This window comes from Bradyrhizobium canariense, assembly GCF_900105125.1.
Classification (GTDB): Bacteria; Pseudomonadota; Alphaproteobacteria; order Rhizobiales; family Xanthobacteraceae; genus Bradyrhizobium; species Bradyrhizobium canariense_A.
Genome location: NZ_LT629750.1, coordinates 6,821,101 through 6,841,226, shown reverse-complemented (window position 1 = coordinate 6,841,226; position 20,126 = coordinate 6,821,101). Strand labels below are relative to the sequence as shown.

Annotated in this window: 17 protein-coding genes; 4 read left to right on the top strand and 13 right to left on the bottom strand. The window is 61.3% G+C overall.

The features are described 5' to 3' along the window. Positions 1-138: 138 nt before the first annotated feature. The 5 genes from hemC to BLV09_RS32290 all read right to left on the bottom strand — a co-directional run bounded on the left by hemC (position 139) and on the right by BLV09_RS32290 (position 5,850). On the bottom strand, positions 139-1,122 hold the full coding sequence (gene hemC / locus BLV09_RS32310) for a hydroxymethylbilane synthase (protein WP_146690290.1): 984 nt from the start codon (positions 1,120-1,122) through the stop codon (positions 139-141). 92 nt (positions 1,123-1,214) lie between these two features. After that, on the bottom strand, positions 1,215-2,855 hold the full coding sequence (locus BLV09_RS32305) for a GMC family oxidoreductase (RefSeq protein WP_146690289.1): 1,641 nt from the start codon (positions 2,853-2,855) through the stop codon (positions 1,215-1,217). A 43-nt stretch (positions 2,856-2,898) separates the two neighbouring features. Then, a complete protein-coding gene (bioB, locus tag BLV09_RS32300; RefSeq protein WP_146690288.1) occupies positions 2,899-3,915 on the bottom strand; it encodes a biotin synthase BioB in 1,017 nt (338 codons plus the stop codon). Positions 3,916-4,009: 94 nt separating this feature from the next. Further along, positions 4,010-5,119, bottom strand: coding sequence for an S-(hydroxymethyl)glutathione dehydrogenase/class III alcohol dehydrogenase (locus tag BLV09_RS32295; RefSeq protein ID WP_146687829.1), 1,110 nt, complete (start codon positions 5,117-5,119; stop codon positions 4,010-4,012). A gap of 179 nt (positions 5,120-5,298) precedes the next feature. After that, positions 5,299-5,850 carry a carboxymuconolactone decarboxylase family protein gene (locus BLV09_RS32290; protein WP_146690287.1) on the bottom strand — a complete coding sequence of 184 codons (552 nt, stop codon included), beginning with the start codon at positions 5,848-5,850 and terminating at the stop codon, positions 5,299-5,301. 297 nt (positions 5,851-6,147) lie between these two features. On the opposite strand from BLV09_RS32290, the gene BLV09_RS32285 reads away from it, so the two are divergent. Next, positions 6,148-7,359, top strand: coding sequence for a multidrug effflux MFS transporter (locus tag BLV09_RS32285; RefSeq protein ID WP_174556621.1), 1,212 nt, complete (start codon positions 6,148-6,150; stop codon positions 7,357-7,359). Between the two features lie 2 nt (positions 7,360-7,361). Here BLV09_RS32285 and BLV09_RS32280 read toward each other — a convergent pair whose 3' ends face one another. The 3 genes from BLV09_RS32280 to BLV09_RS32270 form a co-directional block, all read right to left on the bottom strand. Then, the gene (locus BLV09_RS32280; protein WP_146690285.1) at positions 7,362-8,249 is read right to left on the bottom strand and encodes an amidohydrolase family protein; all 888 of its coding nucleotides are present in this window, start codon (positions 8,247-8,249) and stop codon (positions 7,362-7,364) included. Continuing rightward, positions 8,246-9,538: an MFS transporter gene (locus tag BLV09_RS32275; RefSeq protein WP_146690284.1), complete on the bottom strand. Its 1,293-nt coding sequence runs from the start codon at positions 9,536-9,538 to the stop codon at positions 8,246-8,248. The genes BLV09_RS32280 and BLV09_RS32275 overlap by 4 nt, the downstream gene beginning before the upstream one ends. 254 nt (positions 9,539-9,792) lie before the next feature. Continuing rightward, a complete protein-coding gene (locus BLV09_RS32270) occupies positions 9,793-10,758 on the bottom strand; it encodes a GlxA family transcriptional regulator (protein ID WP_146690283.1) in 966 nt (321 codons plus the stop codon). Positions 10,759-10,990: 232 nt separating this feature from the next. Here BLV09_RS32270 and BLV09_RS32265 point away from each other — a divergent pair, with 232 nt between their 5' ends. Next, on the top strand, positions 10,991-11,632 hold the full coding sequence (locus BLV09_RS32265; RefSeq protein WP_146690282.1) for an HD domain-containing protein: 642 nt from the start codon (positions 10,991-10,993) through the stop codon (positions 11,630-11,632). 620 nt (positions 11,633-12,252) lie between these two features. Here BLV09_RS32265 and BLV09_RS32260 read toward each other — a convergent pair. Next, positions 12,253-12,537, bottom strand: a complete 285-nt coding sequence (locus BLV09_RS32260) for a hypothetical protein (RefSeq protein ID WP_146690281.1) — start codon at positions 12,535-12,537, stop codon at positions 12,253-12,255. Between the two features lie 699 nt (positions 12,538-13,236). Between BLV09_RS32260 and BLV09_RS32255 the strand changes: the two genes are divergently transcribed. Both BLV09_RS32255 and BLV09_RS32250 read left to right on the top strand, forming a co-directional pair. Then, entirely contained in the window at positions 13,237-13,545 is a 309-nt protein-coding gene (locus BLV09_RS32255) for a hypothetical protein (protein WP_146690280.1), read from the top strand. Between the two features lie 552 nt (positions 13,546-14,097). After that, positions 14,098-16,038 (top strand): sigma-54-dependent Fis family transcriptional regulator, encoded by a 1,941-nt coding sequence (locus tag BLV09_RS32250; protein WP_146690279.1) that lies wholly within the window; start codon positions 14,098-14,100, stop codon positions 16,036-16,038. A gap of 69 nt (positions 16,039-16,107) precedes the next feature. Here the strand turns inward: BLV09_RS32250 and BLV09_RS32245 are convergent, their stop codons facing one another. The 4 genes from BLV09_RS32245 to BLV09_RS32230 form a co-directional block, all read right to left on the bottom strand. Then, entirely contained in the window at positions 16,108-17,736 is a 1,629-nt protein-coding gene (locus tag BLV09_RS32245) for a molecular chaperone GroEL (RefSeq protein WP_100386240.1), read from the bottom strand. Positions 17,737-17,801: 65 nt separating this feature from the next. After that, positions 17,802-18,602, bottom strand: a complete 801-nt coding sequence (locus BLV09_RS32240; protein ID WP_146690278.1) for a metal-sulfur cluster assembly factor — start codon at positions 18,600-18,602, stop codon at positions 17,802-17,804. Between the two features lie 5 nt (positions 18,603-18,607). After that, positions 18,608-19,651 carry an amidohydrolase family protein gene (locus BLV09_RS32235; protein WP_100386238.1) on the bottom strand — a complete coding sequence of 348 codons (1,044 nt, stop codon included), beginning with the start codon at positions 19,649-19,651 and terminating at the stop codon, positions 18,608-18,610. A gap of 109 nt (positions 19,652-19,760) precedes the next feature. Next, positions 19,761-20,117, bottom strand: a complete 357-nt coding sequence (locus BLV09_RS32230; protein WP_100386237.1) for an MmoB/DmpM family protein — start codon at positions 20,115-20,117, stop codon at positions 19,761-19,763. Positions 20,118-20,126 lie beyond the last annotated feature (9 nt).

Here is a 20,126-nt window from a genome sequence, read left to right as displayed (position 1 = left end):
CTCGGTTAGAGCCGTCATACCCGCGAACGCGGGTATCCAGTACTCACCAGCGAGCGTCGTTTCGAGAGGTCACGGCATACTGGATCATCCGCTTTCGCGGATGATGACATCGGTATTTGCCGAAGCTGGCGCAGGCCGTCACACCGGCCGGCTGCGCTCGATGATCTCGGCCGCGCCCTTGTCCAGCAGTTCGAGCCCAACCGCGCGGCCGAGTTCGCGCGGCCGGTCGGCCGGCCCGGAGCGTGCCGCCTCGATGAAGACGCCGCCGGCGTGATCCAGCACCGAAGCGATCAACGACATCTGCGAACCATCGATCGCCGAAAATGCCGCGATCGGCGAATTGCAATGGCCATTGAGCACCCACAGCACCTCGCGTTCGGCATCGGCGCTTTTATGCGCGGCCGGGTCGTCGATCAGAGACAGAAGCCGCCGCGTCTGCCAGTCCTGTTCAGCGCATTCCACCGCGACAATCCCCTGCCCCGCCGCCGGCAGCATCTCGCGAATTGAGAATTCATAGCCAATGCGATCGGCGAGGCCGACACGCTCCAGCCCGGAGCGCGCCATGATCAGCGCATCGGCCGGGCCGACCGCGCCGCCATCGGGCAACCGCTGCATTTCCAGACGATCGAGCTTGCGGACGCGGGTGTCGGCGGCGCCGCGATAATGAATCACCTCGACGTCCGGAAACAGCCGCCGCGCATAGGCGGCGCGCCGCACGGCGTTGGTGCCGATCTTGAAACCCTTGCCGCGCGTTTGCCTGAGTTCTTCGATCGAAAGGCCGGCGCGCAGCACCAGAACGTCGCCCGGCGGATCGCGCGCCAAGGTCGCGCCGATCACCAGCCCAGGGGTATCCTCATTGCCGGGCATGTCCTTGAGCGAATGCATCGCGGCGTGCAACTCGCCCGCCAGGACAGCGCTGCGGATTTCGGCAACAAACGCGCCGCCCTTGCCGCCATGCGGCAGCAGCTTGCCGATCTGATCGGAATCACCCGTTGTTTCGAACTTGACGATCTCGACATCGAGTTCGGGAGCAGCCGCGGTCAAACGGCGGGCAATTTCCTCGGTTTGCGCGAGCGCCATGGTGCTCTTGCGCGTACCAATTCGGATTTTGTTTGCCGCCATCGAAGCTCCAACTGACGCCGCAAGGGCCGCGGCCCACTATCGGCCGGACCATAAGACCAGCCGATTAGAGACGCAAACGGCGGCAGCTATCGCTATCGCGCGTCCTCCAAAATCATGTCGGAAGCCTTTTCCGCGATCATGATGATGGGTGCGTTGGTATTGCCGGAGACCAGATCCGGCATGATCGAGCCATCGACCACCCGCAGCCCCTCGATCCCGCGCACCCGAAGCCGCTGATCGACGACGGCCAGCGGATCGTTCCCCATCCGGCATGTCGACGTCGGATGATAGATCGTGCTGCCGCGCTGGCGGCAATAACTCAGGAGTTCCTCGTCGGTGGAGACTTTTGGGCCGGGATCGAACTCATCAACCACATAAGGCTTGAGTGCCGGCGCGTGCAGAATCTTGCGCAGGATCTTCAAGCCTTCGACATTGGCGGTGCGATCGGCTTCGGTCGCAAGATAATTGATCCGTATCTCCGGTTGAACCGCCGGATCCGCGCTTTTGATCCGAAGCGAGCCGCGGCTCTCGGGACGCAACTGACAGACCGAGGCGGTAAAGCCGGGGAACGCGTGCAGCTTCTCGCCCATCTTGTCGGTCGAGAACGGCAGAAAGTGGATCTGGATATCCGGCGTCGCGAGGCGAGGATTGGTCTTGAAGAAGGCTCCCGATGTGCCCGCGGCAATCGTCAGAGGACCCTTGCGAAACGCAGCATATCGCGCGCCCGCCAGTACGCGGCGGACCGGATTGTTGACGATGTCGTTGAGCGTGATTTTCTGGCTGCAGCGCATCACGATCCTGACCTGCATGTGATCCTGCAGGTCGTTTCCGACGCCGGGCGCATCGAGCACAACGCCGATGCCATGCTTCTGCAACAGCTCCGCCGGCCCGACGCCGGAGAGCTGCAGCAATTGCGGCGAGTTATACGCGCCGCTCGAGACCAGTATTTCCTTGCGCGCTCGCGCCGTTTTGACGGTGCTGCCTTGCCGGAACTCGACAGCACGGGCGCGACGTCCCTCGAACAGAATGCGCTGCGCCTGTGCCGAGGTCTCGACATGCAAATTGCTGCGGTTTCTCGCGGGACGTAGATAGGAAAACGCCGTGCTCGCGCGTCTGCCGCGTTGCGTCGTGGTCTGGAAAAATCCGGCGCCTTCCTGGGTCGCGCCGTTGAAGTCCGGATTGGTGGGAATACCGGTTTCCGCCGCCGCCACGACAAATGCTTCCGACAGCGGATCGGCGTGCCGCCAGTCGGACACCGGCAGCGGACCACCGGCGCCGTGGAATTCGCTTGGACCACGCTGCTGGTCTTCCGCCTTCTTGAAGTACGGGAGCACGTCGTCATACCCCCATCCAGCATTTCCACGCTGCCGCCAGCGATCGTAATCCTGATGCTGGCCTCGCACATACAACAGGCCGTTGATCGAACTCGATCCGCCCAGCACCTTGCCGCGCGGCTGAAATACCGTTCGACCATCCAGTCCGGGCTCCGGCTCGGTCTGGTACATCCAGTTGACGGTCTTCTCCTTGAACAGCTTGCCATAGCCAAGCGGCACGTGAATCCAGAGGTTGGTATCCTCTGGGCCTGCCTCCAGCAGCAGCACCGAGCTCTTGCCGTCCGCGCTCAGGCGATTGGCCAGCACGCATCCGGCCGATCCCGCACCAATGATGACATAATCATATTCAGGCGCATCGGACGAAAGACGGCCCGGCGCAGAGGAGACTTTATCGTTCATGTTTTTTGTTTTCGTTTCTTCCCTGGTCGAAAATTGTCCGGAATTACGACGCTCCATCCAGCTCCATCGGCTGCAACCCCAGCCTTTGAAACAGCGCCATATCCTTGTCGTTTTCCGGATTGCCTGCCGTCAGCAAGGTATCGCCAACGAAGATCGAGTTGGCACCGGCGAAGAAACACAGAGCCTGCATCTCATCCGTCATGGCGGTGCGTCCGGCGGACAGGCGCACGACCGATTCCGGCATCATGATTCTGGCAAGCGCAACGGTGCGCACGAAGTCGATCGGGTCGATCGGCGCAGCGTTCGCCAGCGGCGTGCCGGGGATCGGGATCAACATATTGATCGGTACGCTTTCAGGATGTTCAGGCAAGTTGGCCAGCGTGGTCAGCATCTCGACGCGGTCGCTTTCCTGTTCGCCCATGCCGACAATACCGCCGCAGCAGACCTTCATGCCCGCGGCGCGCACATTCGCAAGCGTCTCGATGCGATCGGCGAAATGCCGCGTGGTGATGATCTCGCTGTAATAGCGCTCCGACGTATCGATGTTGTGATTATAGTAGTCGAGGCCGGCGTGACTTAATTGCTCCGACTGTTCGCGGTCGAGCATGCCGAGGGTCATGCATGTTTCCATGCCCAGCGCCTTGACACCCTTCACCATCGCCACGACAGCTTCCATGTCCCGCGGCTTCGGGTTTCGCCACGCCGCGCCCATGCAGTAACGGGTCGCCCCGCCGTCGCGCGCTTTCTTGGCTTCGGCGATCACACGCTCGACTTCCATCAGCTTGGAGGCGCTGAGGCCGGACTCATGGTGCACGGACTGGCTGCAATAGGCGCAATCCTCCGGACATCCGCCGGTCTTGATGCTCAGGAGACGGCTGAGCTGGACGCGATTGGGATCGAAGTTCGCGCGGTGAATGGTCTGCGCCTTGAACAGGAGATCATTGAGCGGCATCCGGTATAGCGCCGCCGCCTCCGCCGTCGTCCAGGTCTTTCCGATACCGGACCGAATGGAAGGTGATGACTTCTCGGGGGTGGTTTCGCGGGTCGTTGCAAGCGTCATGGTCTCTCCAATGCTCCGATCCACTACGCCTGGGGCATGATGGGCGGATGGTAACAGGTGTGGGGCAATCGTTCCTGTGCGTGATGGTTTTGATTTAGAACACGACGACCGAACGGATCGACTTGCCCTCGTGCATCAGATCGAAGCCCTTGTTGATGTCCTCGAGCTTGAGGACATGGGTGATCATCGGGTCGATCTCGATCTTGCCGTTCATGTACCAGTCGACGATTTTCGGCACGTCGGTCCGGCCGCGCGCACCGCCGAACGCCGAGCCCTTCCAGACCCGCCCGGTGACCAGCTGGAACGGCCGGGTCGCAATCTCCTTGCCGGCTTCCGCCACCCCGATCACCACCGAGACGCCCCAGCCGCGGTGGCAGGCTTCCAGCGCCTGGCGCATCACAGTGGTGTTGCCGGTGCAGTCGAAGGTGAAATCGGCGCCGCCGTCGGTCAGTCCGACCAGATGCTGGACGATATCGCCGTCGATCTTCCTGGGGTTGACGAAGTGGGTCATGCCGAAGCGGCGGCCCCATTCTTCCTTGGAATCATTGACGTCGACGCCGACGATCTTGTCGGCCCCCACCATTCGCGCGCCCTGGATGACGTTGAGCCCGATGCCGCCGAGGCCGAACACCACCACATTGGCGCCCGGCGTCACCTTGGCGGTATTGACCACCGCCCCGACCCCCGTGGTGACGCCGCAGCCGATGTAGCAGCTCTTGTCGAACGGCGCGTCCTGCCGGATTTTGGCGACCGCGATCTCCGGCAGCACGGTAAAGTTCGAGAAGGTCGAGCAGCCCATGTAATGGAAGATGGTCTGGCCCTTATGGCTGAAGCGCGAGGTGCCGTCGGGCATCACGCCCTTGCCCTGGGTGGCGCGGATTTTGGTGCAGAGATTGGTCTTCTGGCTGAGGCAGCTTTTGCACTCGCGGCATTCCGGCGTGTAGAGCGGGATCACGTGATCGCCCGGCTTGACCGAGGTGACGCCGGGGCCGATTTCGCGGACGATGCCGGCGCCCTCATGGCCGAGGATCGAGGGGAAGATGCCCTCGCTGTCGAAACCATCCAGCGTATAGGCATCGGTGTGGCAAATGCCGGTCGCCTTGATCTCGACCAGGACTTCACCGGCCCTCGGGCCATCCAGATCCAGCTCGACGATTTCAAGCGGCTGCTTGGCCTGGAACGCGACTGCGGCGCGTGTCTTCATCTACCGTTCCTCCACTCCAGCCCCTGCCCAAAGCTGGGTCCTGTCTAGCGCTTTTTGGATCATTCGTCCGGGGTTGACAACATAGCATGCACCCGGCGGCGTACGTCCATCGCTCAAGCCGCAAGCCCAGCACCTGCTGCCCTTGCCGCCCACATCGATCCCCCTGCCGCTCCGAATTATTATTCGGCGGCCTCGCGAACGGGAACGCCCTGCTCGATATCGAATTGCAGGATGTCATTGAAACGGTTGAAGGCGCCGCATAGCGCGATGCGCCATGTCAGTTCGACAATCTGGGCTTCAGAGAAGTGCTCCCTCAGGCGCGTAAAGACCTCATCGCGCGTCTTGTTCCAGTTCTGGGTGACAGCGATGGCGTATTCGACCACCAGTTTGTCGACCTCGTCGAGCTCCGGATGATCCTTGTAATCGAGCAGCCGTTCAGCGCCGTCTTCCGAGACGCCCTGGATCGCCAGCTTCGGCGCATGATGCGACACGCAGTACGTGCACTTGTTCAGCAACGACACCGTGACCAGCGCCAGTTCAAGATGGCGCTTCGACAGGACGGCCTCATCCGCCAGATCGACCAGCAGCGACCAGGTATGCTTGAAGATCGGCGGCCGGTGCGCCATGACGCCCGCCTGATTCTCGAACGCGCCATAGGTTGTCATCTTGTCCCAGAGCGGCCTGAGATCGGCCGGCAGATCGTCTTTGGTCTTGATGGACACGCGCGACATGATTTCTCCATGGATCAGGAATTGTGGTCGGGCCGAGAGGCGGCGTTCCCCATAAAACGCCGTCCGGCCTGAAAGCCAGGATCAGAATAAGCCGCAAGCCGATCATCGCCAACCGCCGTAACGCGGCGCGGAGGTCATTTCGGCCGGTTCAATGCCCGGAACGCAGTTTCGCTGGGCTGCCATCCCTGAACGCCACTTGTGCACTGCAGCATAGCCCATAAATTGAGGGTTTCCAGCAAGGTGCGCCGTGTGACTGAGATCAATACCGACGACTGGGTTTCATCGACCCATCGCCCGATGGGCTTTCCCGAATTCGTGGTCGTGATTGCGTCGATCATGGCGCTGAACCCGCTGGCGATGGACATGATGCTGCCGGCGCTGCCGAACATCGCCTCGACGTTTCACATCCAGATTGCCAACCGGCCGCAGGCGATCCTGTCGACATTCCTGATCGGCTTCGGTGTCGGCCAATTCGTCATGGGACCGCTGTCAGACCGTTTCGGCCGCCGCGCGGTCCTGATCGACGGCATGGCCTTATATTGCATCGCCAGTCTGCTTGCGATCGCAGCGCCCTCTTTCGAGACATTGCTGCTGGCGCGGGCGCTGCAAGGGCTCGGCACTTCGGCCACCCGCGTGATCGCGACTTCGATCGTTCGCGACTGCTACGCCGGCCGCCGCATGGCCAGTGTCATGTCGCTGGCGATGATGGTCTTCATCGCCGTGCCGGTCATCGCGCCGTCGTTCGGGCAAGTGGTGATGCTGCTGACGCAGTGGCGCGGCATCTTCATCGTGCTGATGCTGTACGGAACGCTTGCGCTGATCTGGAGCGCGCTGCGAATGCCGGAAACGCTGCCGCTATCGGAGCGAAAGCCGCTGACGGTCCGCGGGATACTTGGCGCCTTTCGCCAGACGATCACCAACCGCCAAACCCTGGGGTATGCCCTGGCCGCGGGCTGCGTGCAGGGCGCGCTGTTTGCCTTCGTGTTCTCATCGCAGCAAGTGTTCACCGAAATCTACAAGCTCGGGCATTATTTTCCGCTGGCGTTTGCAGCCATCGCTGTTGGCGTCGCCATAGCCGGATTTCTCAACGCCCGTCTGGTTGGACGCATCGGCATGCGCGTGATGTCCCACAGCGCGCTGGCTGGCTTCGTCGCGGTGGCCGTGATCATGTTTATCGCCGTGAAGGCGGACATGCTGCCATTGCCGCTATTCATGGCGCTGGGAGCCCTGATGATGTTTTCGTTCGGGCTGATGTTCGCCAATTTCACCGCGCTGGCGATGGAGCCGCACGGCCATATCGCAGGCACGGCTTCGTCCCTGTACGGCTCGATCACGACCCTGCTGGGCATCGGCGTCGGCACCGTGATCGGCCAGGATTACAACGGCACGCTGCTGCCGTTTGCGACCGGATTCCTGTTATGCACGCTCGCAGCTTTCGCTGTCGTGGCGGTGGCGGAAAAGGGCCGCATGTTCACGCCCCACGGATCGACCGTGTCCGGTCCGTCCTGAGGTCAAGGCGCGAAGCCATACAACCGGGCTGGATTCTCGACCAGGATCTTGCGCCGCAGTTCGTCCGACGGAGCCCAGGCGCCGAGCATATCGAAAAGCTGGCCGTCATCGGGCATATGGGTTTCGCCGAACAGGCTTGGATGCGGCCAATCCGTGCCCCAGACGCAGCGATCGGGTGCGGCCTCGATATATCCCCGCGCCATCGGCGTCACGTCGTCATAGGGATAACCCTTGACCGAACTGCGATAGCCCGAAATTTTGACGTAGGCTTGGCCCGATTGCATCAAGCCGACGGCGGCTTGAAATTCCGGACTGTTGACGCCGCGATCGCTCTGCACGCCGGCCATGTGATCGAGCACCACGGTGACCGGGAGCTTTCGTATCATCGGCGCAAGATCGGCGATTTGATCGCCATGGGTATAGAACTGGATGTGCCAGCGTAACGGCGCCACCTTGGCGGCGAGCGTTTCCAGTTGGGCCAGCGGCGTGCCGTTGCCGCTGACCGCGTTGAACCGCACACCGCGCGCGCCGCGCTCATGCATTTGCGCCAGCGTGCGTTCGTCCACGCTGTCGTCGATGACCACGACGGCTCGGGAATTAGCGCGCCCGAGCAATTCCACCGCATCCAGCGTGCAGCTGTTATCGGTACCGAAGGTCGAGGGCTGCACGATCACCATGCGGTCGATGCCGATCGTGCGCGCCATCGCCTGATAGTCCGGCACGGTGGCTTCCGGCGGCGAGTAGGAACGGCCGGGACTGAGCGGGTAGCGGTCATACGGCCCGTTGATGTGGAAGTGACAATCCGTGCTGCCGGCCGGCGCCTTCCAATGCGGCGCTGAGGTGACGGAGCGAGGTGGCAGGCAAGGCTTGATTGGAGGAGGCTTGGTCATGCGAGGCGGTCCTGAATGCCGACCGGTGCCGGTCGCAGCGGTGTCAAATCTCCGGGCACGATCGCGCCCACCGATCGGCCCTTGGTCTCCGGCAACATCGTCAGTGCCAGCAACATCAGGCCGTAGGCCAGCACCGCAAACAGCAGGATCGCGCCGCCAAGCCCAAGTTTTTCGCTCAGGAATCCAACCAGCGCCGGAAACAGCGCGCCCACGGCCCGGCCGGAATTATAGCAGAAGCCCTGGCCCGCGCCGCGAACCTCGGTCGGATACAGTTCGGTCATGAACGGCCCCATCGCGGAAAACATCATATAGAGGATGAAACCGAGCGGTGCGCCGAGCACCAGCATCAAGCCGTCGCTGATCGGCGCGGCCAGATAGATGATCAGGCAGAGCACGGAGCCGACGGCCGAGACGATGAAGGTCCGCTTTCGGCCAATCAGGTCGGCGAGATACGCCCCGACGATAAAACCAATGAACGCACCGAAGATGTGGATCAGCAGGTACGAACCGGTATTGAGCGAACTCAGACCGCGCTCGGTTTTAAGATAAGTGGGAAGCCAGACCGAAAGCGCATAGGAGCCGCCCTGGGCGCCCGTCACCATCAGCGCGACCTTGAGCGTGGTGGCGAGATAGGGCCTGCGCAAGACCGCGAATGCCTGCATGATGCCGTTGGCATCCGAGTTGCGACGCGCATTGAAAACTTCCGGCTCGGAGATGCTGCGCCGGATCCAGAACACCAGCAGCGCCGGCGTCAACCCAATCCAGAACATCACGCGCCAGGCGATTACCTCCGGCAGCACGGCGTACATCAGCGTGTACAACAGCGCAGCCGCGCCCCACCCCACAGCCCAACCGCTCTGCACGAAACCGACGGCGCGACCGCGATATTTGTCGCGGATCATCTCGCCCATCAGCACTGCACCGGCCGACCATTCGGCGCCGAAGCCAAGTCCTTGCAACGCGCGCAGCACGAAAAGCTGCTCGAAGTTTTGCGCAAATCCGCACAGGAACGTGAATACCGCGTACCACAGCACGGTGATCTGCAACACGCGGACCCGGCCGTAGCGATCGCTCAGCGCTCCGGCGAACCAGCCGCCAAAGGATGAAACGACCAGCGTGACCGTTCCAAGCATGCCCGCCTCGCCGCGCGAGATGTGCCAGGTCGCAAGCAAGGTCGGAATGACGAAACTGTAGATTTGCACATCGAGCGCATCCAGCGTCCAGCCGCCGAAGCAGCCCGCCATGGTCCGCCGCTCACCCGCCGTGAGCTCCCGCATCCATTGAAACATCCGCACCTCCCCAAGGTCTCGTTGGTTTCCCCTGATTTTTATTCGTTGTTTTTTCGTCATTTATTCTGGTTATTTCGAATCTTTCCATCTCTTTGTTTCGGCGCATATCCCACACGCGGAAATTCATGGCTGCCCGCGCACGAGCGCACGCGTCATCGACCAACGGGCAACAAGCTGCGCGTGCGGCGCACAACGTTGTGTCCTGCCAGAGGAAGGTGTTGGTTCGGACGAGCAATTCCGCTGATACGCGAACGTCAATCTGATCGGAAGCTCGCGCGATAATGCGCCGGCGACACGCCAAGTCGTTCGCCGAAGACGATCCGCATCCGGTCCGCGGTGCCGAAGCCGCAGTCGTAGGCCACCGCCTTGAGCGGCCGGTCGCTTGCCTCCAGCAACCGGCGCGTGGCGTCGATCCGCGCACGCTCGACGAATTCATGCGGCGTGATCCCGGTCTCCTGCACGAAATGGCGGCCGAAATTGCGCGCGCTCATGCCGACCTCCTCTGCCAGAGACTGAAGGGTATGGCGGCTGCCGACATTCGCCATGACATGCGCCTGCGCCCGCGCCATCGGCGAATCGTCGTCGACCGGCGCGGTCAGATAGGGACTGAACTGCGATTGCCCGCCCTGGCGCTGTGCGACCACCACCAGCCGCTTGGCGACGGCAATAGCGACCTGCGGCCCGTGGCGCTGGCCGACCAAGGCCAGCGCGAGATCGATTCCCGCCGTGACGCCCGCCGACGTTATCAGCCGCCGGTCACGGATATAGATCCGGTCGTGCATGACATCGGCGGCCGGAAAGCGCGATGCGAGCTGCTGCGCATTCTGCCAGTGGGTCGTCACCTTGTGGCCATCGAGCAGACCGGCACTGCCGAGCGCGAAGGCGCCGGTGCACACCGAACCGTAGAGTTCGACGCGGTCCGGCGCTGAACGCAGCCACTGCGTCAGCTCCGGATCCGGATCGGCCTCTGGCATTGCCGGGCCGCCGGCGACAAGGAGGATTGCGAACTTCCCGGGCGCTTCCGCGAAATCGAGATCGGCGGCGATCTTCATGCCGTTCGACGCACGCAGCGGCTGCTTGCTCGCCGCCACCAATACGGTCTCGTAACCTTCCCCGGTCGCGATGAAGCCGTTCGCCTCGGCGAACACGTCCACGGGTCCGGCGACATCCAGCGCCTGCACGCCTTCGTGGATCGCGATCGCCACTTTCTGAACCGCCATGCCTGTCTCCTTGCCGGCCGCGCTGGCGTGAATCGATGTGTCGTTGGCCCGATCCGGCGGTCAGGCAGCGTTGCGATTGAAGGCTGAAACAACCAAAAACACAGCAACGGATCGCGCCGCTTTTTCTCAAAGCTCTCAGAGCGGCGGGATCCCGATCGATCACAGAGATGTCAGGCGGGACGCGTCGCTTCACGCCACGGTGACGTCTTGCCACATCAAGGAGTGTCTTGAAATGACCAAGATCATCGCCGGCATCGAAGTCCCCGATAGCCTCATGGCGCGCGCCGCAACCCAGCTTGTCCGCGATACCGAGGACGATCTGCTCTACAACCATAGCCGTCGCGTTTTCTTCTGGGGCGCGCTTACCGGAAAACGGCGCGGCCTGAAATACGATCCGGAGCTGCTGTATATCGGCGCGATGTTTCACGACATGGGCCTGACCAAAGCCCATTGGAGCCCCGATCTGCGCTTCGAAGTCGATGGCGCCAATGCGGCGCGCGATTTCCTCAAGAGCTATGGCGTGCCTGAACGCGATGTCGAGGACGTGTGGACAGCGATCGCACTCCACACCACGCCCGGCGTGCCCGAGCATATGCGGCCCACGATTGCGCTGGTGACCGCCGGCGTGGAAATGGACGTGCTCGGTATCGCCTATGACGACTTCTCGCATGAGCATCGCGATCAGGTCTGCGCATGCCATCCGCGCGAAGCGAACTTCAAGGAAAACATCATCGACCATTTCGCCAACGGCATCATCAGGAAACCGCTGACGACCTTCGGCAACGTCAAGGCAGATGTACTGGCGCTGCGTGATCCGAACTACCGGAGAATGAATTTTTGCTCCGTCATCCTCAATTCGAAATGGCAGGAATGACCAGGCGAGAAATAGCGCATCGGTAGGTAAACAGTTCCAGGAAGCGCGGCGCGCTCCGCGATATCCTGCAAACATACGGTGTCCGCCCGCCCGATGTTCGTTTTCAAGCAGATTTGAGCGGTGCGGTGGCCGTGGCTCGGGAAGAACTCGCGCGATCCACCGCGGCATTGACAACGGCATAAGCACCGGCCAAGGTGCAAATATTCCATCGCTTTCGTTGGCTCCCACGTAGGATGCAAGTCGCACTGCGTAGCACTACTTCAGCTCAAGAGCGCAAAAAAAGCCCCGCGAAAATGCGGGGGCTTTCTTGTTTAACCGCCGCGGCTCATCGCGGATGGAGTTAATGTCGATCCGCTCGGATCATTTGCGATGGGAGCGAGCGTATTCCCGGAAACGTTCGGAGGCCTGGTTGCGATAGGGCGTGCCGTACCAACCGTGACGCCTCTGTAGGGGCGGACGACGGGATTTGCCAGGTTCATTGCGTTTTCCGCAAGTGCGAACGTACTTGGCAGCGCGAATGCAATGGTCAGTGCGATTGTCGTTAGTTTCATGATGTGTCCTTCTCGTTTAGATAAGCGAGAAGTGGGAATGTCTGTTTGCGCGTTCAATTAAAACCTTGTTTAAGCGCAATCGAGGCCTCCAAGCTGTTCACTGCTCGCAGAGCCTCGATCGCCTTCCATCGTTGAAAACCCGCCAGCGTGAACCGGGCGGACCCATAAGGTCGCGCGCGATCGGTGACGGCGGACCTTTTGACGATAGTTCACGAAAAACGCCGCTTTTGTTGTTCGCCCGGGGCATTCACAAAGCGCTTTTTTGGGCGAATAGTCCGCGCCATGATGAAGGTTGGCAAAATCTACAGGCTCAAATTCCCAGGCATTGCCGCGCGCGCGATCGAGCCGCTGCATGGGCTGGCGCCGAAGGAGTACCCTTTCCTGATGGAAAGCATCTTCCTGCGCAGCCGTTGGTACGTGAATGCTCGCGGCGAGCCGCTCTATCCCGACGCGCCGCGGCTTGTCCTAAGGACTACTGATCGAGCCGCGCTCACGGCGCGTCGTCCGGATGCACCCACTCGTAAGACGCGGTGTCGCGCTTCTCGGTCGGCATGATCGTGTGCACGGGCGGCACCGTGGATACACGCCCTGCGAACGGCGCCAAAGAAACGGCCCAGCAAGCCTGGGCAGCTGGACCGAAGTTTGGCAGGGAGGAGTGCCGGATGGGAGAGCCGGCACCATGTCCATATTGGTTCAGCAATCCGCCAGTCCTATTAAATTCTGTTTTAGAGTTCGAGGCTGTTCCTCGTCGCACGGCCTTGGCATATCGCCAGCCGGGTTAGGCTGCTGGTGATTTGAGATCCAGCCCGGGATTACCAGCACCGCCGGGCGATCATACTCCGCTCGGGCGGCGTTGTTCGCTTTGAGCACAATGTTCAAAACGTGCGTGTCCTCGCCGCCGGGACGCATATCCACGATTTGCAAAACGTGACCGAGACCGCAGCACCGAATAAAATTCAATTTAATGGTGTCGGCGGATTGCGAACCTACATCGGATGCATGCGTGTTGGCGATCAACCGTCACGGTGATCGCGTGTTCGAGGGAGTCTCGGCATGAAAAAGCTTTCCGTTGTTTGCGTCGCCCTTTGCGTTGGCCTTTCGACCACCACCGCGTTTGCACGGGGCGGTGGCATGGGATCGCATATGTCCGTAGGTGGTATGGGGTCGCATATGTCTGTAACTGGCGGCGCCTTTGGCACCAGCGCCGCTGCGCCTGGCACCAACTCGCTGGGCACGGCGCTTCCGTCATCCGGCATCGGCAATGGTCCGATGAAAGGACCATTGCTTGGCACCAATCCTGCCATCGACCGCGAAGAAGCGAAGGTCGACAAGATGATCGGGTCGATCTGCCGGGGTTGTTGAGCCGGAGCCCGGACCCGAAAAGTATTTTCACTGCGCTTCTTTTCGCCAATTGACGCCCACGTTGCGCCGATCGGTTTGATTGCGCCGCAATCAAGCCGTCCGCTCGCCACACGACGTGGTAGCGGGCTGTTTCGCGATCGAATTGAAGGGCTGCTGGGCCACTACGCGCCGCTCAAACCCCGGATGCTGCGCTGCACCGATCAAATCCGGCCGACGAACAGAAGGTTCCGGACCACCGGACTCCCCCTTTGCGCGAATTAGCCAAGAAGGATAGGCTGCGCCCGTCAGCGGGCGCGAAGAACCGCATGTGACGTCTGGGAAGTGAACGCTGGATGGGTTGTTTGATTGGATGGCGCCGCCGTCCTCACGAACATGCGTGACAGGTATTCGACTCGATACAGGCCGCCGCCGTCCGGGTGCCTGGAAGGGTTTTTGACGTCGCGCTTGGAGTGACGGAAGCGGCGATGGCGAGCAAGCAGCCCGCACTCAGGTGATCGATCACGAGGCCCCAGCGTGCGGGTCTCGAACTTTTTTCACCTCGGAGGAGCCGGGATGGACCAACGAGACGTGCTGGCCGCTTGGGAGAAGTTCGTCGAGCGCGGAGCTTTATCATCCGATTTGAGATCGTCGGTCGCCGCATCGTGGCAGAGATCCAAAAACCATCGGGTCACGATCGACCGTGCGCGGGCACCGCTTGTTGCAGACGCCGAACTGTTTCGTCACCGTTCCAAGAACGCTTCGCTCCGTCATGCCGCTCACTGCGCGCTCGAGAATTCGAAAACATTTCTGAGCGATGCGAGTTCAATCATGATCCTCACCGATCCCAGCGGGTTGATCATCGATACCCAGGGCGACGACAGGGTCATCGACGCCGGTCGCGCGGTTCATCTGGAACATGGAGGGCGATGGAGCGAGGCCGACATCGGCACCAACGCGATCGGCGCAGCGATAGCGGAATCGAAACCCGTCCAGATCCGCGGGGCGGAGCATTTTTGCTCGAAGGTGCAGCGCTGGACCTGCGCTGCCGTTCCGGTTCACGATCCCACCGATGGCGAACTGCTGGGCGTGGTGGATATCTCGGGCCCCGCCAGCACGTTCAACCCGCAAAGCCTCGCTTTGGCGGTTTCTGTCGGTCATCACGTGGAAAGCGTGTTGGCGCAATTAATACGACAGGAACACGAAGAATTACTGTGCCGCTTTCTCGCCAAGAGATCGCTGTGGGCGAGCGACGAGTGCATCGTGCTCGACCGTCGCGGCGTAATCCTCCACGCCACCGAGCGCGCGCTGAATATGCTCCAGAATGACCGTCACGGCGTTCGCGACGGCGTACCAACCCGCTTTTTAAAAGCGCTTCCCTTCGATGAATGGCCGGTCAAATTGAGGGAACTGCTTCCGAACGCGAGCTTCGATCTGGTCGCCAACGAAAGCTCCGGCATCGGCGCCATCGTGGTGCTGCATGCACGGCGGCGCTCACCCCTTGCGGACCGCGAAGCCCAGCATTTGAAACCCGCCTTTGAACGCCGCGAGACCGCAAGTCCGTCACATCCCCGGAAAGATTTGACGCCGGGACCTCAACATCTCGCCGATAACGTTCGGCGCACGGCCTCCAGCTTCGTCGCCCGCGATCCGGCGGTTCGCGCCATTGTCCGTCAGGTCGAGACGGCGGCGGCACGCAAGATGCCGATCCTGATCCGCGGTGAGACCGGTACCGGCAAGGAACAGCTCGCCCGCCACGCCCACGCCGCCAGCGGCAGGACCGGCGCCTTCGTCCCCGTCAATTGCGCCGCGCTTCCCGAAAGTCTGATCGAGGCCGAACTGTTCGGCTATGCCGAAGGCGCATTCACCGGGGCCCGGCGCGACGGCGCCATCGGACTCGTCAAGGAGGCCGACGGCGGCACGCTCTTCCTTGACGAGATCGGCGACATGCCGGTCGCGCTGCAGGCCGTGCTTCTGCGCCTGCTTGATGACTGGACCGTGCGCCCCGTCGGCGGCGTCAGATCGAAGGTCGATGTCTTTCTCATCTCCGCCACCAACGCCAGCCTTGACAAGGCCATTGCCGAAGGACGCTTTCGGTCCGACCTACTCTATCGCCTCAATACGCTCGAGGTGACGCTGCCGAGACTGCGTGATCGCAACGACTTCGACGCCATCGTTCGCCATCTGCTTGGCGCGATCGATCCAAATTGCGAAATCACGCCGGCAACCATCGCGCATCTCGCCGCGCGTCCCTGGCCCGGCAACATTCGCGAACTGCGCAATATGCTGGCGCGCTTCACGCTCGCCGCTACCGGCGGCTTGATCGACGAGGCCGGCGTGCAGGCCATGATCGATAAGGCCCCGCCAACGGCGCCGGGATCGCTGCACGATATCCAGCGGGCCCGGATCCTCGTGGTCTATGCCGAGACCGCCGGAAACATCAGCGAAACTGCGCGGCGTCTCGGCGTTTCAAGAAACACCATCTACCGGGCCCTCGGAGAAAAAAAGCCGAGGTGACCTGCGAGATAGCTCGCAAGTGTCATCGGTTCCGTTTCGCGACGACAATCCGCTTTGCTGCTCCGGCGATCAAAGCAGCTCGGCGCCGCCGCCATAGGCGGGCCCAGCCGTCGGATCGTAGTCGTCCGGCTTCTTGGCGATCAACGTTTGCGTCGTCAGGATCAGGCCGGCGACGGAGGCCGCATTGCGAACCGCGCTGTAGCAGACCTTGACCGGATCGATGATACCGGCCTCGATGAGATCGACAGATGCGCCGTTGCGTGCGTCGAGCCCATGGCCGTTCGCACCTTTTGCAACCCTCGTAACCTCGGCCTCACCGTTCAAGCCTGCATTGGCGGCAATGTAGAAAAGCGGCCGGCTGAGCGCACGTTGAAGCAGCTCGGCACCCTGCCTGGCGCCGCCGCTCAACCCATCGATCATCTCGTCAAGTTTCGGAGCGGTCTTGAGTAACGCCAGTCCGCCTCCCGGCACGATCCCCTCTTCGATCGCTGCCCGGGTGGCGTTGATCGCATCCTCGATCAGCTGGGTGCGGCGCTTCTGCTCGACCGGCGTGGCGCCGCCGGCAAGGATCATCGCGGTGCCGCCGGAGAGTTTTGCGATTCGTTCCTGGAACTTGTCCCGCTCGATATTTTCGGGCGCGGCATCATATTGGCGCATGACCTGCTCGCGGCGCGCGGCGATCTTTTTTTGATCGCCGCCTCCCGCCGTGATCAGCGTCTTCGAGGCCGAAATCCGCACCTGGCGCGCGGAGCCGAGATCATGCAGTTCCGCCTTTTCGAGCCTGCCGCCGAGATCGACCGAAATCACGCGACCTCCGGTAGTGATCGCGATGTCCTCCAGCATCGCCTTGCGCCAATGGCCGAATTCAGGCGGATGGATCGCGGCCACCTTGAAATTGGTTTTCTCCCGGCGCGCCAAGAGCTGCATGATCACGGGCGGCGCCACTTCTTCGGCGATGATCAGCAAGGGCCGACCGCTCTTTTCAATCAGCGAGATCACACCGGCCAGTTGATCACCGGTCTGAATTTTATGATCCGTCATCAGGATGAACGGATTGTCGAGAACGACCTGCATTTTCTCGACATCCGTGACCATGTGATGCGAGAGATAGCCGCGCTCGAAGGCCATGCCTTCGACGATCTCCAGCGTCGTCTCAACCGTATTGCCAAATTCCACCGCGACAATCCCGTGATTGCCGGCTCGCTCGAAGGCTTCGGCTACCATTTCTCCAAGCGCCGCGTCATTGGCGGCAATGCTTGCGACGGCACGCAGACCGGCGGAGCCCTGCAGGGGTTTGGCCGAGCGCTTCAGCGCGGCAATAGTCTCGATGACTGCGAGTTCGAGCCCTTCGACCAGTTCGACCGGGTTGGCGCCAGCGGCCAGGCACTTCAGGCCTTCCTGCACAAGCACGTCGGCGAGGACCGTGGCGGTGGTGGTGCCGTCGCCTGCCTCGTCATTGGTCTGCTTCGAAACTTCCCGCAGCACCTGCGCGCCCATATTCTCGAATGGGCATTCAAGCTCGATCTCGCTGGCGATGCTGACGCCATCGCGCGACACGATCGGCGTACCGATCGGTCGATCCATGATCGCGTTCATGCCCTTCGGACCCAGCGTGCCACGCACCGCTTTGGCGAGTTTGGCGACGCCCCTGCCCAGCGCGGCCCGCGCGGCTTCATCGTGCAGCATGATTTTCGGCATTGGATATCCTCAACTTTACGACGGGGTCGTCTTACTCGAATTCATCTCGATCTGGCGCTCCGGCATCAGGGCACGTGTTGCGTATCCGATGATCCCGGCGAAGCTTTCGATTTAGGCACGAACGGCGTTTCAAGATCGAAGCGCACGGCAAGCAGACCGCGGCAAAGTGCGCCGTTGAATTCGGCATTGATGCCGACGCGCCGCAGGCCCGAAACGTAGGCAGCGAAGCCGTCGGTTTTCAACCGCGCTCCCGTTGCGTCAACGAAAGCCGGCACATCAGCCCCTGGCGGCCCGGCGACGGCGCGCCGTTCAAGATAACGCCGCACCAGTTTTGCACCGTCATCATCGACCGGCAGGCAACCGAGCTCCGCCAGCGTCAGACTCACGATCGTTTCGGGCGCGTGACCCGCCCCGACGAGATGATTGAGCAACGCGACCTGCCGGCGCTGGAACGCCTTGACGAGAAACGTCTGACGCAGATCATCCAGGTCGCCATCGGCCTCCGCGCCGAAGGTCTCCTGAAACGACAGCCCCCTGGCGAGGCCGGCATTGATCCTATCCGCATACATGTGCTCGCCCAGTACCACGCTGACGCCTTCGACCCAGTCCAGCGCGTTCACAGCACGGCGCATGTCATCCGCCATCAGGAACGAGAAATTCGCGGCGCACCAATAGGTCGGCAGACGGAATTCGATGTGAACCCGGTTGTTCGAATCCACATCGGCTTTCGTGACGAAATTCAAGTCGGTTACGGACTCGTCGAGTTCCGGATCCATCACGTCTTGCAGGCAGGCCAAAACTTCGGCTTGCTTGTCATGGATCTGCCGGTTGCGCGACCGGTCGGCCTCTTCGGCGCCACCATTCATGGCGATCACCTCGGCGCGTGGACGGCTTCGGGCAAGTGGGCATAACCCCCGCCCGCCCTGATCTTCTTCTTCTGGGCTTCGACATCAATGCCGTAGAGACGTGCCGCATTGAGGCCCAGAATCTTGGTCTTCGTCTCCATCGACAAAACCGAACCGGTTTCCTTGGTGACGTCAGCGGGAATTTCGAACGCCATGAACTTGTCGATCAGCCATTTCGGCGTCCAGATGCCGTAGTCGCTGCCGTAGAGGATCTTGTCCGGCCCGACCCAGAACAACAGCTCCGAAATGACGTGGGCGAAATACCCCGGACGCGTGTGGATGAAGGGCAACGCCACCGCCAGACCCGCATAGACATTGGTTTCCTGGGTCGCGATCCAGCAGAAATCGTCGAGACGCGGCAGGCCGCAATGCTCGACAATGAAGTTCAAATCCTGGAACGAGGTGGCCACGTCATCAATGTCGGCCACGTCGAACGCATCGCGGTTAAGCGGAATAATGGTCGGTCCCTTGTGGACGTGGACATTCTTGATCCCGAGCTTTTGCGCCGCCTCGAGATATTTGTAGGACGCCTTGTCGCTCAGCTTGTAGCCCTTGGATTCGCCGCGCCATTCGGCGGTGTAGAGCTTGACGCCCTTGAGCTTGTGCTTTTCGGACAGGGCATGCAAATCTTCCAGGCCCTTGGTGCCGTCGCGTGGATCGAAGGCGCCGTTCAGGATGAAACGATCCGGGTGGCTCTTCTTCATTGCCGCATTGCGCTCGGTCGTATTGAAACCGTTCTTGTAGAAATCGGTGAGATAGGTCGGCTGCAGAATCGCCATGTCGTCGTAGCCGGTCACGAACAGATCGTCGAACATCGTCTTGGCATCGTATTTTTCGAACTTCTCCTTCTCCCACTTCTCCGAAGGCGGACTGAGATTTGAGTGGTACGCATAGAAGCATTCGATGAATTGCTTGCCGTGGATATTCTTCTGGTTGGCCGGGCTTCCGTCCCAAAAATGGGTATGCCCGTCGATCACGAAAATTTCTTCACCCTTGGCTGTCCTGTACATGGCGTTTCTCCTGCTCCCGCTCGGATTGAGTGTTATGAGGCTCGCCATCGGCGTAGCCGGATTGGCCTGGCCGGCGCGCGCGCCGGCCAGGCATTGTTCGCAGCGATCTTCAAACGATGTATTTCATCATCTCGTTCATGTCGCCGAACAGCATGACCGTGTTATCATCCGTCATGACCATGCGGCCGTAATGCGTCGAGGTTGAAATCTCGAAGAGATGCGGAGTCATGACGCGACCAAGCTCCTCCGAAATTTCATCCATCTTGAATTCCATCTTGCCGTCGCCGTCGATGCGGATCATGGCCGGCATGTAGGTCACCCTGATGTGATCGTGGCGGCTCATGACGTCAGCGATCGCGCGTGCCTCGACACTGTCGTTCATCGTGACTCCGCATTGGTGCGAAACCGTATCCTCGAAGGTAATGTCCTTCATCGATTTGAAGATGTTGTCGTTCTCTTGAAGCATGGCTGTCTC

What these genes read in the sequence shown, in the direction of transcription:
- hemC (WP_146690290.1), bottom strand. Translation starts at nt 1,122, where the DNA reads ATGGCGGCAAACAAAATCCGAATTGGTACGCGCAAGAGCACCATGGCG.
- BLV09_RS32305 (WP_146690289.1), bottom strand. Translation starts at nt 2,855, where the DNA reads ATGAACGATAAAGTCTCCTCTGCGCCGGGCCGTCTTTCGTCCGATGCG.
- bioB (WP_146690288.1), bottom strand. Translation starts at nt 3,915, where the DNA reads ATGACGCTTGCAACGACCCGCGAAACCACCCCCGAGAAGTCATCACCT.
- BLV09_RS32295 (WP_146687829.1), bottom strand. Translation starts at nt 5,119, where the DNA reads ATGAAGACACGCGCCGCAGTCGCGTTCCAGGCCAAGCAGCCGCTTGAA.
- BLV09_RS32290 (WP_146690287.1), bottom strand. Translation starts at nt 5,850, where the DNA reads ATGTCGCGCGTGTCCATCAAGACCAAAGACGATCTGCCGGCCGATCTC.
- BLV09_RS32285 (WP_174556621.1), top strand. Translation starts at nt 6,148, where the DNA reads ATGGGCTTTCCCGAATTCGTGGTCGTGATTGCGTCGATCATGGCGCTG.
- BLV09_RS32280 (WP_146690285.1), bottom strand. Translation starts at nt 8,249, where the DNA reads ATGACCAAGCCTCCTCCAATCAAGCCTTGCCTGCCACCTCGCTCCGTC.
- BLV09_RS32275 (WP_146690284.1), bottom strand. Translation starts at nt 9,538, where the DNA reads ATGTTTCAATGGATGCGGGAGCTCACGGCGGGTGAGCGGCGGACCATG.
- BLV09_RS32270 (WP_146690283.1), bottom strand. Translation starts at nt 10,758, where the DNA reads ATGGCGGTTCAGAAAGTGGCGATCGCGATCCACGAAGGCGTGCAGGCG.
- BLV09_RS32265 (WP_146690282.1), top strand. Translation starts at nt 10,991, where the DNA reads ATGACCAAGATCATCGCCGGCATCGAAGTCCCCGATAGCCTCATGGCG.
- BLV09_RS32260 (WP_146690281.1), bottom strand. Translation starts at nt 12,537, where the DNA reads ATGCAGCGGCTCGATCGCGCGCGCGGCAATGCCTGGGAATTTGAGCCT.
- BLV09_RS32255 (WP_146690280.1), top strand. Translation starts at nt 13,237, where the DNA reads ATGAAAAAGCTTTCCGTTGTTTGCGTCGCCCTTTGCGTTGGCCTTTCG.
- BLV09_RS32250 (WP_146690279.1), top strand. Translation starts at nt 14,098, where the DNA reads ATGGACCAACGAGACGTGCTGGCCGCTTGGGAGAAGTTCGTCGAGCGC.
- BLV09_RS32245 (WP_100386240.1), bottom strand. Translation starts at nt 17,736, where the DNA reads ATGCCGAAAATCATGCTGCACGATGAAGCCGCGCGGGCCGCGCTGGGC.
- BLV09_RS32240 (WP_146690278.1), bottom strand. Translation starts at nt 18,602, where the DNA reads ATGAATGGTGGCGCCGAAGAGGCCGACCGGTCGCGCAACCGGCAGATC.
- BLV09_RS32235 (WP_100386238.1), bottom strand. Translation starts at nt 19,651, where the DNA reads ATGTACAGGACAGCCAAGGGTGAAGAAATTTTCGTGATCGACGGGCAT.
- BLV09_RS32230 (WP_100386237.1), bottom strand. Translation starts at nt 20,117, where the DNA reads ATGCTTCAAGAGAACGACAACATCTTCAAATCGATGAAGGACATTACC.